Origin of the sequence: Marinomonas phaeophyticola, from assembly GCF_026966905.1 — a bacterium.
GTDB classification, from domain to species: domain Bacteria; phylum Pseudomonadota; class Gammaproteobacteria; order Pseudomonadales; family Marinomonadaceae; genus Marinomonas; species Marinomonas phaeophyticola.
On the sequence record NZ_JAPUBN010000017.1, the window covers coordinates 24,681 to 38,477 of the forward strand.

The 13,797-nt window shown below is 40.9% G+C and carries 16 protein-coding genes; 1 reads left to right on the plus strand and 15 read right to left on the minus strand.

Going from position 1 to position 13,797, the window contains the following annotated elements; genetic code table 11:
- Nucleotides 1-24 precede the first annotated feature (24 nt).
- The 15 genes from O1D97_RS11340 to leuC all read right to left on the minus strand — a co-directional run bounded on the left by O1D97_RS11340 (nt 25) and on the right by leuC (nt 12,811).
- Nucleotides 25-501 carry a nuclear transport factor 2 family protein gene (locus O1D97_RS11340; RefSeq protein WP_269125671.1) on the minus strand — a complete coding sequence of 159 codons (477 nt, stop codon included), beginning with the start codon at nt 499-501 and terminating at the stop codon, nt 25-27.
- 36 nt (nt 502-537) lie between these two features.
- Nucleotides 538-1,038: a RidA family protein gene (locus tag O1D97_RS11345; RefSeq protein WP_269125673.1), complete on the minus strand. Its 501-nt coding sequence runs from the start codon at nt 1,036-1,038 to the stop codon at nt 538-540.
- 360 nt (nt 1,039-1,398) lie between these two features.
- Complete coding sequence (locus O1D97_RS11350; RefSeq protein ID WP_269125675.1) at nt 1,399-1,794, minus strand: cupin domain-containing protein; 396 nt, start codon at nt 1,792-1,794, stop codon at nt 1,399-1,401.
- Between the two features lie 252 nt (nt 1,795-2,046).
- Nucleotides 2,047-2,244 (minus strand): SDR family oxidoreductase, encoded by a 198-nt coding sequence (locus O1D97_RS19905; protein WP_428981116.1) that lies wholly within the window; start codon nt 2,242-2,244, stop codon nt 2,047-2,049.
- Nucleotides 2,245-3,330: 1,086 nt separating this feature from the next.
- Nucleotides 3,331-3,795: an ASCH domain-containing protein gene (locus O1D97_RS11360; RefSeq protein WP_269125677.1), complete on the minus strand. Its 465-nt coding sequence runs from the start codon at nt 3,793-3,795 to the stop codon at nt 3,331-3,333.
- A 323-nt stretch (nt 3,796-4,118) separates the two neighbouring features.
- Complete coding sequence (locus tag O1D97_RS11365; protein ID WP_269125679.1) at nt 4,119-5,036, minus strand: phytanoyl-CoA dioxygenase family protein; 918 nt, start codon at nt 5,034-5,036, stop codon at nt 4,119-4,121.
- Between the two features lie 230 nt (nt 5,037-5,266).
- Nucleotides 5,267-5,584: a hypothetical protein gene (locus O1D97_RS11370; protein ID WP_269125681.1), complete on the minus strand. Its 318-nt coding sequence runs from the start codon at nt 5,582-5,584 to the stop codon at nt 5,267-5,269.
- Nucleotides 5,585-5,787: 203 nt separating this feature from the next.
- Nucleotides 5,788-6,051, minus strand: a complete 264-nt coding sequence (locus tag O1D97_RS11375) for a Txe/YoeB family addiction module toxin (protein WP_269125683.1) — start codon at nt 6,049-6,051, stop codon at nt 5,788-5,790.
- Nucleotides 6,044-6,298, minus strand: coding sequence for a type II toxin-antitoxin system Phd/YefM family antitoxin (locus O1D97_RS11380; RefSeq protein ID WP_269125685.1), 255 nt, complete (start codon nt 6,296-6,298; stop codon nt 6,044-6,046). The genes O1D97_RS11375 and O1D97_RS11380 overlap by 8 nt, the downstream gene beginning before the upstream one ends.
- 443 nt (nt 6,299-6,741) lie before the next feature.
- Entirely contained in the window at nt 6,742-7,272 is a 531-nt protein-coding gene (locus O1D97_RS11385; RefSeq protein WP_269125687.1) for an NADPH-dependent FMN reductase, read from the minus strand.
- Between the two features lie 54 nt (nt 7,273-7,326).
- A complete protein-coding gene (locus O1D97_RS11390; RefSeq protein ID WP_269125689.1) occupies nt 7,327-8,169 on the minus strand; it encodes a pirin family protein in 843 nt (280 codons plus the stop codon).
- A gap of 240 nt (nt 8,170-8,409) precedes the next feature.
- Complete coding sequence (asd, locus tag O1D97_RS11395; RefSeq protein WP_269125690.1) at nt 8,410-9,531, minus strand: aspartate-semialdehyde dehydrogenase; 1,122 nt, start codon at nt 9,529-9,531, stop codon at nt 8,410-8,412.
- Between the two features lie 107 nt (nt 9,532-9,638).
- On the minus strand, nt 9,639-10,715 hold the full coding sequence (gene leuB / locus O1D97_RS11400) for a 3-isopropylmalate dehydrogenase (RefSeq protein ID WP_269125692.1): 1,077 nt from the start codon (nt 10,713-10,715) through the stop codon (nt 9,639-9,641).
- A gap of 11 nt (nt 10,716-10,726) precedes the next feature.
- Nucleotides 10,727-11,374, minus strand: coding sequence for a 3-isopropylmalate dehydratase small subunit (leuD, locus tag O1D97_RS11405; RefSeq protein WP_269125694.1), 648 nt, complete (start codon nt 11,372-11,374; stop codon nt 10,727-10,729).
- A gap of 9 nt (nt 11,375-11,383) precedes the next feature.
- Entirely contained in the window at nt 11,384-12,811 is a 1,428-nt protein-coding gene (gene leuC / locus O1D97_RS11410) for a 3-isopropylmalate dehydratase large subunit (protein WP_269125695.1), read from the minus strand.
- 92 nt (nt 12,812-12,903) lie between these two features.
- Between leuC and O1D97_RS11415 the strand changes: the two genes are divergently transcribed.
- Complete coding sequence (locus O1D97_RS11415) at nt 12,904-13,788, plus strand: LysR family transcriptional regulator (RefSeq protein ID WP_269125697.1); 885 nt, start codon at nt 12,904-12,906, stop codon at nt 13,786-13,788.
- The last annotated feature ends 9 nt before the right edge of the window (nt 13,789-13,797 follow it).

The window sequence follows — 13,797 nt, forward strand, 5'->3', positions numbered from 1 at the left end:
CCATATAAGGATTGAGCATTACCGTTAAAACATGGTATTTTTATTAGCAGATTTTTCTGGCACTAATTGAATTACATCCCAATGCTCTACAATTTTATCCTTCTCTACACGATAAATATCAATCACCGCTTCACCAAGATCTTTAGCATCATTCGGATTGACGAACCCTTGGCTATGTATCACAACAAGATCATCCTCAGCGATAATTCTTTTAATAGCATATGTATAGTTCGATTCCTTGATATATTTTCCAAACCCATTTATAAACGCTTCACGCCCATCCTTCCCCGTAGGGTTGTGTTGAGTATATTTTTCTGATGATATATATTTTATAGCCGCTTCAGTAGGCAAACGTTGAATATAAGCTAAATCGAAAAACTCTGTTACGATTTTTTTAGCAGAGTTTATTTTAGGAGAATGTCCTTTTTCTTCTGCAATGGCTGGCATTGACATCATTATTGGTAATATAAAAGCCATTGAAATTAAACTTTCTCTGTTCATGATATTCTCTTCTTTATACTATGATAATTATCGGTTTTAATTAACTTCTTTAAAAGCAATTAAGGAAACCTCAACAAGAACCTCTTTACTTGGTTCTCCACCAGGCAAAGCACCGACTTCAATTGCTTCCCTTGCAGGATAGAGACCATCTTGTCCCCAATACGTAGCGTAAACATCATTGAACGCATTGTAATTTTTAATATCCGACATAAACACAGACACCTTCACAACATCGTTGAAAGAATAACCTGAAGTTTTGAGTACTTTTTTCAGATTTTCCATCACAATTTCAGTCTGATCAGCCATATCATCAACGCCATCAACAGCATAATCTGGAATACCACCTTCCTTGGTATAAGGAATTTGTCCGGATAGAAATAACATTCCATTATTCAATTTAATCGCAGGACTAAAAGGCAACGATATTTTTCCGTTTGTATACACAGGTTCAATACTTTCAGCATTGGCTTGCCCTATAAATATAGGGCTGAGGCTAATGAGAGAGCTGATAACAATTTTAGACGCCTTTGAAAGCATAAATAAAACCCTTAGTTGCTATTTTAAAATTATAAAGTATTCATATGCTGCAATTCAGCAGTGTTTAAAAGTCCATGTTTAATTTGGCCCTGATGGATTATTGCCTTCTCCTTAGTGCCGCTTTACTTGTTTTTAATAACATGAGAATAACGATATTGATTATCATATACAAAAGGGTTATTTTCTCTAACGGATGAAATAATTTCATCTATATGAAATTTCAAAACACTGATTATTTACTAAACTACCCTATAACACTCCCTGTTAAAGATGACGGCGAACAAACTTGGACTTCCAGCGTCGCCGTCTCTCACTAAATTTAAGCCCCATAACGTTAATTAGCAGATGTTTTTTGTATGACTACTTCTGTGCGACTAAATCTATTGCTAAAACTACACAAGGCTTGCCCGACGTGTTTTCCATCCAGTGAACAGTATCTAGTGATTCGTGCCATGTATCCCCTGCTTTAACCACTCTAGCAACGTCTCCTCGATGCTCAGTCATTGATCCTTCTAAAATATAAACAACACCTGGACGGTCTGAGTGTGAGTGCTCTGATATCGTGCCACCAGCATTAATAACTAAACGTCGAGCACGAATATCATACCCATCCATTACCGATATTTGAGCGCCAAGAGCTTGTAATTCTAATGGCGTCACTTCGATTCCTTGCGTTTTTTCTGGCTTAGCAGCCAGTACACCGACACTGCTAACTGATAAAAGTGTAGCGACTGTCATTACCTGTATTAATTTCATTATTTTCTTCCTATTTATTATGTTGTGGTGAAAACTATTTATGAGTAGAAAATTGATAAACAATCAATAAAGACAACTCAAACAAAGTAACTGGTGTCACACTGTTTCAAATTAAGCTCTTATGACAGCTCAGAAGGCATCCTCCACCTATATCCACCGTCGTACCGGTAACAAATTCATTCTTGATTACGAACATAATGCCTTCTGCCACCTCATCAGCGGTCCCCGCACGGGAAATTAAGTTATTTTCGGTCAATTTATCGTACCGGGTGAAACGACGTTAATACGGATGTGAGGTGCTAACTCAGAAGCGACCGCTCGGGACATCGCCTCGACAATCCCTCCCACTGATGACAGAGCACTGAGTCCATGATTATATTTTCGTGCTAAGGAGCCTGAAACTAGGGCGATCGAGCCATGATCAGTTAAATGCTTGGCACCATAACGCACAACACCCTGCTGTTGCCGAACTCACTAAAATGTCGAACGGAGCAAGTTCGTTTAAAAGCTCTTCTATAGCAGCGCTGTCACGAACATCACAAGACTCTACTGTTACGCCTTTTGGGTAACGGTTTCAATCTTGAAGGGTTGCGGCTAATTGCCACCACTGTTGCACCAGCTTCTTTGTTGTCGCTAAACCAATGCCAGAGGTGCCACCAAAAACAATGGCCTTCTTGTTAGAGATATTCATATGATATTTACTGATATGTATTGAAGATCAAATAATTTTGCACTCACACCGTAAACCCAAAGACAACTAATTTATCGAAATAAGAAATTGTCAACGGACAAAAGCATGCGTGTTATTAAGATAGATTCTCTGCTTAAGATATTAAAAAATCACGCCATTCAGTAAGAAAAGAAAAGGCCGTAGGCACGAAAAACCCATTACGGCTCTACTTCAATGGATTAGTGAAGAAGCCCGTTCAATAGACTTTCTTCCTGAATGAATTTTATCCAAGACACCCATTTTAAGATTTTAAGATTTTAAGATTTTAAGATTTTAAGATTTTAAGATTTTAAGATTTTAAGAAGGTTTACCAATCTTTCTACATAATGAATAAATCGATGATTGAGAGAAATACTAAATTTGAATGATAAGTGAGACTTACAAAAGAGCAATTGTAGAAAACAGAGTAATTTAGACGAACAGAACTACTGGCTAATGAGTCCGTCATATCGAATAAGAAAGAAAACCAATGGTAACGCTAGGCTCGTGCTTCGAACCACCCGCGTCGTTGCTCAAAGCTCTTTCCGGTTACGACATCTTCACCACATAGGAACGCGCGGCAAACACATCGAGACATACAGTGATAGTACGGAGTAGCAGACAAACAGAGCTGCTGACTTCTGGCCCTTGGCATAGTTTTCCCCTCACTCATCCTTGAGTTTGTTTCTCTAGTTCAGACGGTGATCAAAGACACATCAATAAAGTGATGGGTGGCCTAGTATTACTGGTATTATAGTTTCAATGCATCACTTTACAGTTTTTGAAAGCGAATTTTTACCACAGTGCCACAACCTAACATTGTCAGTTTATTTATAGACTACTTTGAATCGCTCTAAAACCAACAGCATGTCTTCTGATGGATTGATACCCAATTCGTCGCACTCTAGACTAAAGAACCTCCAATGAGCTTCACGCCACCATGCTAAAGATTTGTCACCTTCTCCTTCTTCAGCAGCAAACTCCGCCCCAACGTCACGGTATTTACATGCACTCACGGACGTTATCTCTATAATACAAACAGGGTTGCCATCCCAGTCCGTTACGACTTGAAGGTGGCCCACTTGTGGCATTTCCTCACCTTCGTGGCTATACCAATATTCCATACTACATGAAGCACGTTTCTCACCACACAAAATTAATTTCGCACACAAGTTAGCGTTGTATTCGTCTGCACAAAAGTAATCAGCGCTGAAAGAGCGGTATTTTTGAGCAACGTCAGCAGGTAACGAAGCTAAATATTTGTTTAAGTAAAACTGACTTCTATCTTCCATAGCACTCACTCTTAACTAAGACAATAATGTTATAACAATGTAGACCAAAGTAAAGACACCTCAATATAGTTATCTCTGTGCTAAAAAGGTTTACTAATTGATATTAAAGGATTTTTTATTTATCTACCAGTACAAACCAGTAAAACTATGATTATTTCTTAGACAAAGAAAACATGGAATTGGCAATCAAAAAGTACACGCTACAAAAATAATCTGTATGAATACACAGTATATTTTAATCGCCCATAAAACACCTCATTTATGCCCTTCTACTAACCTAAAGGCCGAACTTAAAGAGTAAGTTCAGCTCGGTCGGTTAACTATCATGACTCCATATCTTCGGGCACTGGGTAGCCCGCTCTTTCAATATTTTGAACACCATACACAGCGGGGATAGGCGCTTCCCAATGAGCAACAATACGCTCACTTTCTTCCTCCAGCGAAGCAAGGTCCGTTGGATAATCATGACACCATTCTTTAGGCCAATTAGCAGGGTCAGCCTGTTGCAACACCAACCCCATCCAGCGCTTACGTAATTCAATCCAGTGTTCGCTTTGTGATGCACTTTCGCGAACACCATTAACTGGGCGCAACTCAATATAGACAGTTCGTCGAACACCATGACTACGTTTGGGCGCTGAGCCATGAAGAACCATCATGTCTTGAATCAATATATCTCCCGCTTTTGCCGGTTGTTCAACGACTCCTGGGATATCCCAACCATGAGCATTTGCCAGTGCGGGAATGTCTTGCAATTCATGCTGAGTTCCCGGTACGTACTTTAAACAACCATCTTCAGCATCCGCGTCATCAAGGTAAATACCAATATTAAAGTAAGGGTCCCTCCTAGGATGTATCGCGTCCTGATGCCACATAATAATGGGGTGCGGATGTTGGTGTTTATATAAAATATCGAGCTGCAATGGAATCGCTCCTCGTCCACATAACTCACGGGCAACCGTCATCATGGCCGGACATGATAATAACTCAATAACCGCCGATGGATCTAAAACAAGCACATCATCAATGCGCATCACTCTTGGTCCAATAGGGTCTTCAATCACGCAACCTCCATGCATGGGGGTCGATTGCTCATGGGCAATAAGTGCCTTTTTTTCTAGCTGCTCGGCGAGTCTTTGCCAGCGTTGCAGGATAGATTTAGGTAAGGCATTCGATAACAACGTAAAACCTTGCACTTTCAATTGATTTTTCTGATCAGAAGCCATTTCGTATGATGACATACCCTCTCTAAATAAAGTATTCAGGCCAAATTTTAAAAAACAAAGATGCTCTTCCACTAGGCCATATAAAATATATAGATAAGGTTATTTCGCTCAATCCGCTCTAAAAATACAATAAATAACATTAGAAAGACGTTTACACCAAATTACCTCATAGGGGAAAATCAGCCACTTCATTCTTACCTCAAAACGAAAATAGCAGACTGTATTTTATCCTGACGGATGACTTATTATGGTGCTGATAATGCGTTCAATTCTCTAATATCAATTAAATCAACTTCTCGGCCTAATAAACCTTTATAAGCAAACAGCTCTGAAATTGGGATTACAGGCACCTCAATACCGTTATAACTTCTCATTATTGACTTAGGGTAATCTGTCGTTAGTTCAACCCACTCATTGCTCTTTCTATTTAATATTTTTGTTCCAGGCGACAAACCAATTTCAATTTTCTGTTCTTGAAATACTAACTGAAAATACTCTACATCCCATGAGCCCTCAATATAATGGGCTAAAGGTTTTGAAAGATAGCTATCTGCATATATCAATATTTCAGATGCAAACTCTTTCGGAATGTATAAGTCGATATCAGCAACAGGTCGTGAACCACCATGAAGGCTACGTGGTGGTTAGATCGCGCTTCACCATGCTAAGTAAAACGCCCTGTGCGGAGCCGCATGCAAGGTGTTGTGGGGCTGAAGGTTGGAAATCTCCGGCTACCCGATTAGCCGTTTTATTTGGTGTATGCACATTAGTAATGATACCTGCACGATATTATTGTTAGTGTTTTATCATCAACGGCATACACTAAACGATTGGTGCCATCAATTCGACGTGACCAGAAACCTGACAAATTTTCTTTAAGAGATTCAGGCTTACCAATACCCTCAAATGGCGAACGCTTAGTGTCACTGATTAATTTGTTTATACGTTTTAATGTCTTTTTGTCCTGACCTTGCCAGTAAACGTAATCATTCCAAGCTTCATCAGTCCAACAAAGTAGTCTGCTACCCATCAACTATATCTCTTTGCGTAGTTTTACCACTTTTATATTGAGCTATTGATTTTTTTAAATGTTCTGCATTAGCAGGAGACTTTAATAAATGAACCGTTTCCATCAAACTGTTGTAATAATCTAATGACATCACTACCGCATCTTCTGAATCTCGACGCGTTATAACAGTGGTGTCTGAATCATTAACGACAGAGTCTAAAACAGCTTTTAATCCATTTCTTGCTTCAGTAAAAGATACAATTTTCATAAATCACCTATATGTACAACTTATTGAACAACTATAACTCAGTTATTATATATGTACAATATATGGAACATGTGTTTTTATTGCTAGCCAGGCTGTAGAAAAATTAATTTTGAAGCCAACACGTTTCCCTAGAACGAGAATTTTATTGAAATCTCGACCAAGCTTGTAATATTTTCCAAAGACCGCTTTTTTATGACATTCAATAAATAACCATAATGACGAGCGTGTTCAAAAGTAATTTGGAAATGGTGAGAGTTTTGTCGGGCTGAAGCCGCGACCTACGCTACACTTTTAAAAATGTATATATAATCAGTTATTTTGATTTCCTTTCTCAAACCAACATAGTTACCTTTTATTCGCTGACGACGAAAGTGACGCAGGCTTTTTGTGTGTTCTAGAGTAATACGGATGGGTTAGAGCAACATGTTAGGATAAAACCGCATCTAACCTACAAAGGTTGTGAAGCCCGTGACGTGACGAGTAAGTCGGCTTTTTACGTTTTCATCTACAAGAGTGCCGTCTGATGAGATGGCTTTATCCACACCTGTGATCATCATTTCATGGCTTGGGTAGAGTATCGATAAAGTCGAGTCGAATATTAGCTTGATATGAGCTTGTGCTCTTGCGCCACCCACAGGACTTTTTGCTTGAGTGATAATGGTGACTGGCTTATCTTTTAATACGGAGTTAAAGGCTGGGCGGGATGCCCAGTCGATGGCATTTTTTAAGACGGCAGGGATGCTGTGATTGTATTCTGGTGAACACACAATGATGCCATCACTTACCGCAATTTGATCAATAAGGTCTTGCACATTATCAGGCTTATTATCACTCAAATCATCCGTGTAAAACGGCAATAAATCTAATTTAGGTAATTGAAATTGATGATCAGGAAAAGCATCTTGTAAAAAATGTAAAATAGATAGGCTTTTGCTTTTTGAATGAAAGCTGCCTGATAACAAAAGTATGTTCATATTATAAACCTAACAATGTGCGAAAGAGCGTTAACCGAATAACAAGGTTGCCTTTTATTTAGCGTCTGCCACTTGTGCAAGCGTGCCGTTGTTGTAGTCGGAAATTGCTTGATGGATCTCCGCTTCGGTGTTCATAACAAATGGACCATATTGCACAACTGGCTCTTGTAATGGTGTGCCCGAAATCACTAAAAAACGTGCACCATTTTCACTGCTCAAATGCACAAAATCCCCATTTGCAACTTGCACCAATTCTCCAGCGAAGACCTTGGTTTTATTCACTATCATTTCACCAACAAAGACATAGATAAGATGTGTTTGCTCTGGTTGCAGTTCCATTTGATAAGCGCCGTTTTTACTAAGTTCAATATCTAAATAAGTAGGTGATTCTGGATCGTAGAGCGCACCTTTGATTCCTTTGTGTTCACCTGCTAAAACTTTAAAGTTAATGCCATTTTCTTCAAATACCGGAATCTGTTCACGTGGAATGTCTTTATACCAAGCTGGGCTCATTTTTTTATCAGATGGTAAATTCACCCATAGTTGAAAGCCCCACATGATGCCTTCCGTTTGCTTTGGCATTTCACTGTGAATGACCCCCTGTCCGGCGTTCATCCATTGCAAGCCGCCGTCTTCCAACAACCCTACATTGCCTAGATGATCTGTATGCTCCATTTTGCCTTTGAGCATATAAGTCACAGTCTGAAATCCCCGATGAGGATGCGGAGGGAAACCGCCTTTATAATCTTCAGGGTCGCTGGAACCGAATTCGTCCAGCATTAGAAAAGGATCTAGATCTTTTGCACTGTTGCCGCCAAAAACTCGGGTTAAACGGACACCATCACCGTCCTGTGTTCTAACCCCTTTACGTTGTTTAACGATATCTGCTTGTTTCACAAGACTGTCTCCAATGTTCTCAATAACGATGATGCTATAGTGAAACAAAGTGAGTTGATTAAAAAGGGGATTTTTTATGGTGTAATGATCAGTTTTTTCGATCTATTGGCCATTCAAGAGGCCGAAGCCTATTCTAGGTTACTTCTACGATTTTTTATCGAAATAAAAAGAGTATAAAGTAAAAAAAAATCCCAGACAGAATCTGGGATTTTTACAAATATAGATGGTGTTTGCTATTTATTATTTCGCTTCTAGCAGGATACGTAACATTCTACGTAATGGCTCAGCGGCTCCCCATAAAAGTTGATCGCCTACAGAAAATGCACTGATGTACTGAGGGCCCATATTCAATTTACGAATACGACCAACTGGAATATCCAAAGTACCGGTTGCCGCCGCAGGAGTCAGCTGTTGCATGGTGATTTCTTTCTCGTTAGGAACCACTTTTACCCAGTCGTTATGCTGTGCTAACAAACCTTCGATATCCGCTACTGGAATATCTTGTTTTAGCTTGATAGTAAACGCTTGACTGTGAGAACGCATGGCACCGATACGAACACAAAGACCATCAACCGGAATGGGCGCACCGAAGTTTCCAAGAATTTTGTTTGCCTCAGCTTGAGCTTTCCACTCTTCACGGCTTTGACCGTTTTCAAGTTGAGAATCAATCCAAGGGATCAAGCTTCCTGCCAAAGGCACACCAAATTGATCGACAGGCATCGCGCTTGAACGCATAGTTTCCGTTACACGACGGTCAATATCTAGGATGGCACTAGCAGGATTATTTAGATCCGCGGCAACAGAGTCTTTAAGCACACCCATTTGACTAATCAACTCGCGCATATGACGTGCACCACCACCAGAAGCAGCTTGATACGTCATCGACGTCATCCATTCGATGTGACCTTTATCAAATAAGCCTCCTAACGCCAATAACATCAAGCTAACGGTGCAGTTACCGCCAACGTACGTTTTAATGCCGTCTTTTAAGCCTTGTTGAATCACATTCTGATTCACTGGATCTAGAACGATGATGGCATCTTGCTCCATACGGAGCGAAGATGCGGCATCAATCCAATACCCTTTCCAACCTGAGGCGCGTAAATCAGCATAAACAGATTTGGTGTAGTCACCACCTTGACAGGTAATAATAATGTCCATCTTCTTCAATGCCGTAATATCCATAGCATCTTGTAAAAGTGGAATATCCTTACCAATATTTGGTCCAGCTTGCCCCGTTTGTGATGTGGTAAAGAAAACTGGATCAATGTGATCAAAGTCTTTTTCTTCCAACATACGTTGCATTAAAACGGAACCAACCATTCCGCGCCAGCCGACTAAACCTACATTCTGTTTTGACATCATTTCTACCTTTTAGTTTGGGCCCACTCATACCAAGAGCAGTTTCCCCAGTGAATGCGCCTAAAGTATTCTTTAAGCGCGTATAAAGCCTTTTTGCTTTTTATAAATTAAAGGGCCGCTAGTACTGCATTGCCCATTTCTTCTGTACCGACAACCTTATTGCCTTCAGAGGCGATGTCGCTTGTACGTAAACCTTGATCCAGTACATTACTTACCGCCGCTTCAATAGCGTCTGCGGCATCTTTCGCATCTAGAGAATATCGCAACATCATAGCAACAGATAAGATAGTTGCAAGCGGATTTGCAATACCTTTGCCTGCAATATCCGGTGCGGAACCATGACAAGGCTCATACATGCCTCGACCTTCCGCATTTAAGGAAGCAGATGGCAACATACCGATCGACCCTGTTAGCATGGCCGCGGCATCAGATAAGATGTCACCAAACATGTTACCCGTGACCATCACGTCAAATTGTTTAGGTGCACGTACCAATTGCATTGCCGCATTATCCACGAGCATATGGCTTAGTTCGACGTCAGGGTATTCTTTTGCCACTTCTTCCATGATTTCTTTCCACAATACCGTTACTTCAAGCACATTGGATTTATCAATAGAACAAACGCGTTTGCCACGTTGACGGGCGGCAATAAAAGCAGAGTGCGCTATACGGCGTATTTCAGATTCATTGTAAACGTAAGTATTGAAACCTTCACGTTCACCGTTCTCTAACGTACGAATGCCACGCGGTTGACCGAAATAAATACCGCCCGTTAATTCTCGTACAATCAATATATCCAAGCCCGCCACAATTTCAGGTTTCAAACTAGATGCATCAGCAAGTTGAGGGTACAGGATAGCAGGACGTAAGTTGGAAAATAAATCTAAATTAGAACGCAGCCCTAATAGCCCTTTCTCTGGACGTACTGACATATCCAGCCCATCCCATTTTGGTCCACCAACCGCTCCCAATAAAATCGCGTCAGCGGCTTTTGCTTTGGTTAATGTGGCTTCTGGTAAAGGAGAACCTGTTTCATCATAGGCTGAACCACCAACTAATGCCGATTCATGAGTTACACCTAAAGCGAATTTTTCATTTACTTTGTCTAATACACGTACCGCTTGTGCAACAATCTCTGGACCAATACCGTCGCCAGGAAGAATCAATACATTTCTAGAAGTCATTCTTACATTCCTTACTTTTTATCTGCAAATAACCAAGGCGCTTTTTGTTTACGCGCGTCTTCATAAGTACGAATCGCATCCGCATGTTGCAATGTTAACCCGATATCATCTAAACCGTGAAGCAAACAGTGTTTACGGAAGGCATCCACATCAAAGGAAAATTCATCTCCTGAAGGCGTGGTTACTTTCTGGTCGGCTAAATTAATACTCAACGCATAGCCTTCTGTCGACTCACTTTCAGTAAATACCTGCTCAACTTGTGCCTCTGTTAAAACAATCGGTAATAGGCCGTTTTTAAAGCAGTTATTGAAGAAGATATCCGCAAAACTTGGCGCAATTACTACACGAAAACCGTAATCGTCTAACGCCCATGGCGCATGTTCACGACTTGAACCGCAACCAAAGTTTTTACGTGCAATTAATACACTTGCCCCTTGGTAGCGGGCTTGGTTTAACACAAAGTCTTTTTTCAATGGACGAGTTGAACAATCTTGATCTGGCTGACCTTCATCTTCATAACGCAACTCGTCAAATAAGTTTTTACCAAAGCCCGTTCTTTTAATGGATTTCAAGAATTGCTTGGGAATAATCATGTCTGTATCAACATTGGCCAAATCTAAAGGCGCTACTAATCCAGTATGTACAGTAAATGGACGCATAATCCTCTCCTAGTGTTTAACCAATTCATTAACATCAACAAAGTGACCTGCTACCGCGGCCGCGGCGGCCATAGCGGGGCTAACTAAGTGCGTTCTACCTCCAAAACCTTGACGACCTTCAAAGTTACGATTGGATGTTGACGCACAATGCTCACCATTACCTAACTTATCAGCGTTCATGGCTAAACACATGGAACAACCTGGCTCACGCCATTCTAAACCGGCCTCTGTAAAGATCTTATCTAACCCTTCTTTTTCCGCTTGCGCCTTAACTAAACCTGAACCAGGCACCACGATGGCTTCTTTTAATGTAGACGCCACTTTACGGCCTTTTACCACCTCGGCCGCAATACGAAGATCTTCAATACGTGAGTTCGTGCATGAACCAATAAAAACACGATCCAAGGTAATGTCTGCTAATGTCGTTTTGCCTTCTAAGCCCATGTATTTCCAAGCACGTGCATAGCTTTCTTGAGCCCCAGCATCCGCTTGATCTTGTGGACGTGGAATCGGCTGATCGATCGCGATCACCATTTCAGGTGATGTGCCCCATGTAACTTGAGGCTTAATGTCAGCCGCGTTCAATACAACCACATTATCGAAATGCGCCTCTGCATCAGAGTGCAACTCTTGCCAAGCGGCTACGGCTTGATCCCATTGTTCGCCTTTTGGTGAATAAGGACGGCCTTTCACGTAATCAATCGTTGTTTGGTCAACACCGATTAAGCCAACTCGTGCGCCCGCTTCAATCGCCATATTACAAACCGTCATACGACCTTCCATAGATAAAGACTGAATCGCTTCGCCACCAAATTCAATTGCATAACCAGTACCACCCGCAGTACCAATTTCGCCAATGATAGCCAAAACCACATCTTTAGCCGATACCCATGGAGACAATTTGCCATCCACACGCACCAACATGTTCTTGCTCTTCTTTTGCACCAAACACTGAGTGGCCATTACATGTTCCACTTCAGAAGTACCAATACCATGAGCTAATGCACCGAACGCACCATGAGTAGAAGTATGAGAATCACCACACACAACCGTCGTTCCAGGTAATGTAGCACCTTGTTCTGGCCCCACAACGTGCACTATTCCTTGACGAATGTCTTGCATTTTAAATTCGGTAATTCCAAATTCATCACAGTTATCATCTAATGTAACTACTTGAATTTTAGACACTGGATCAGAAATACCTTCAATACCACTTTGACGCTCTGTATTCGTAGTCGGTACGTTATGATCTGGCGTTGCTAAATTAGCGCTTATACGCCATGGCTTACGTCCAGCAATACGCAAACCCTCAAAGGCCTGCGGTGACGTTACTTCATGCAATAGTTGTAAATCGATGTAAATCAAAGCGCTACCATCGTCTCGCTCTTGAACTAAGTGGTCATCCCACAATTTATCGTAAAGTGTTTTTGCTGACATTTGCTCTCTCCTAAGTATCTATTTGATTATCCTAATGCTTTGCTTTAAATTACTCAAATTCATATTTTTCATGTTTTGGATAATTTTTTGGAATGATGGACATATCTGAACTACTTACCTTTATCAAAGTCGCGGAAACGGGCTCTTTTTCTGAGGCGGCTGAAAAATTGTTTGTGACGCAACCAGCTATCAGTAAGCGCATCGCCAGCCTAGAGCAAAGCTTAAACATTCGCCTCTTTGATCGTATTGGTCGCAAAGTTCTATTAACTGAGTCTGGACTGCGTCTTTTACCTAAAGCAAAAAGCATTGCGCTTGAATTGAATGAAATCAAACACAGCATGTCGCAACAAGAAGGGGAAATAAGTGGTGAATTGCGTATCGCCACCAGCCATCATGTTGGTCTAAGGCGCTTGCCAACCACGTTGAAGCGTTTTCAGTCTGAATGTTCAAATGTAATTTTAGAAGCGGATTTTACTCAATCTGAGGAAGCTTATCAGCAAGTTATTCGTGGTGAAGTTGAATTAGGGATCATCACCCTATCCAATCAACCTGATACATCGATAGAATCCATTCCGGTTTGGTCCGATCCCTTTGTGTGTGCCGTTAGCAAAGACCATCCATTAAGACATCTCAAATCAGTTGATTTGATACAACTTGCAAGCTATCCCTGCGTACTGCCAAAGCAAAACACCTTTACTCGACAAATGGTTGATCAATCTTTGGCAAAGTATGGGTTGAGACCCAACATTCGCATGAGCACCAATAACTTTGAAACATTAACCATGCTCACTAGTATCGGCTGGGGCTGGTCATTATTACCTTCAACACTTATCAACGACGATTTGTGCATATTGGACCTGACAGAACTGAATATTGCGCGACAACTGGGCGTTATTTATCATAAACAACGTACTCTCAGCCGAGCGGCTGAAATGTTTATTCGTATTATGATGTCGGAAGCAACATCCATTCACTAGCTTTTTTGA

What these genes read in the sequence shown, in the direction of transcription:
- O1D97_RS11340 (WP_269125671.1), bottom strand. Translation starts at nt 501, where the DNA reads ATGAACAGAGAAAGTTTAATTTCAATGGCTTTTATATTACCAATAATG.
- O1D97_RS11345 (WP_269125673.1), bottom strand. Translation starts at nt 1,038, where the DNA reads ATGCTTTCAAAGGCGTCTAAAATTGTTATCAGCTCTCTCATTAGCCTC.
- O1D97_RS11350 (WP_269125675.1), bottom strand. Translation starts at nt 1,794, where the DNA reads ATGAAATTAATACAGGTAATGACAGTCGCTACACTTTTATCAGTTAGC.
- O1D97_RS11360 (WP_269125677.1), bottom strand. Translation starts at nt 3,795, where the DNA reads ATGGAAGATAGAAGTCAGTTTTACTTAAACAAATATTTAGCTTCGTTA.
- O1D97_RS11365 (WP_269125679.1), bottom strand. Translation starts at nt 5,036, where the DNA reads ATGTCATCATACGAAATGGCTTCTGATCAGAAAAATCAATTGAAAGTG.
- O1D97_RS11375 (WP_269125683.1), bottom strand. Translation starts at nt 6,051, where the DNA reads ATGGGTAGCAGACTACTTTGTTGGACTGATGAAGCTTGGAATGATTAC.
- O1D97_RS11380 (WP_269125685.1), bottom strand. Translation starts at nt 6,298, where the DNA reads ATGAAAATTGTATCTTTTACTGAAGCAAGAAATGGATTAAAAGCTGTT.
- O1D97_RS11385 (WP_269125687.1), bottom strand. Translation starts at nt 7,272, where the DNA reads ATGAACATACTTTTGTTATCAGGCAGCTTTCATTCAAAAAGCAAAAGC.
- asd (WP_269125690.1), bottom strand. Translation starts at nt 9,531, where the DNA reads ATGTCAAAACAGAATGTAGGTTTAGTCGGCTGGCGCGGAATGGTTGGT.
- leuB (WP_269125692.1), bottom strand. Translation starts at nt 10,715, where the DNA reads ATGACTTCTAGAAATGTATTGATTCTTCCTGGCGACGGTATTGGTCCA.
- leuD (WP_269125694.1), bottom strand. Translation starts at nt 11,374, where the DNA reads ATGCGTCCATTTACTGTACATACTGGATTAGTAGCGCCTTTAGATTTG.
- leuC (WP_269125695.1), bottom strand. Translation starts at nt 12,811, where the DNA reads ATGTCAGCAAAAACACTTTACGATAAATTGTGGGATGACCACTTAGTT.
- O1D97_RS11415 (WP_269125697.1), top strand. Translation starts at nt 12,904, where the DNA reads ATGATGGACATATCTGAACTACTTACCTTTATCAAAGTCGCGGAAACG.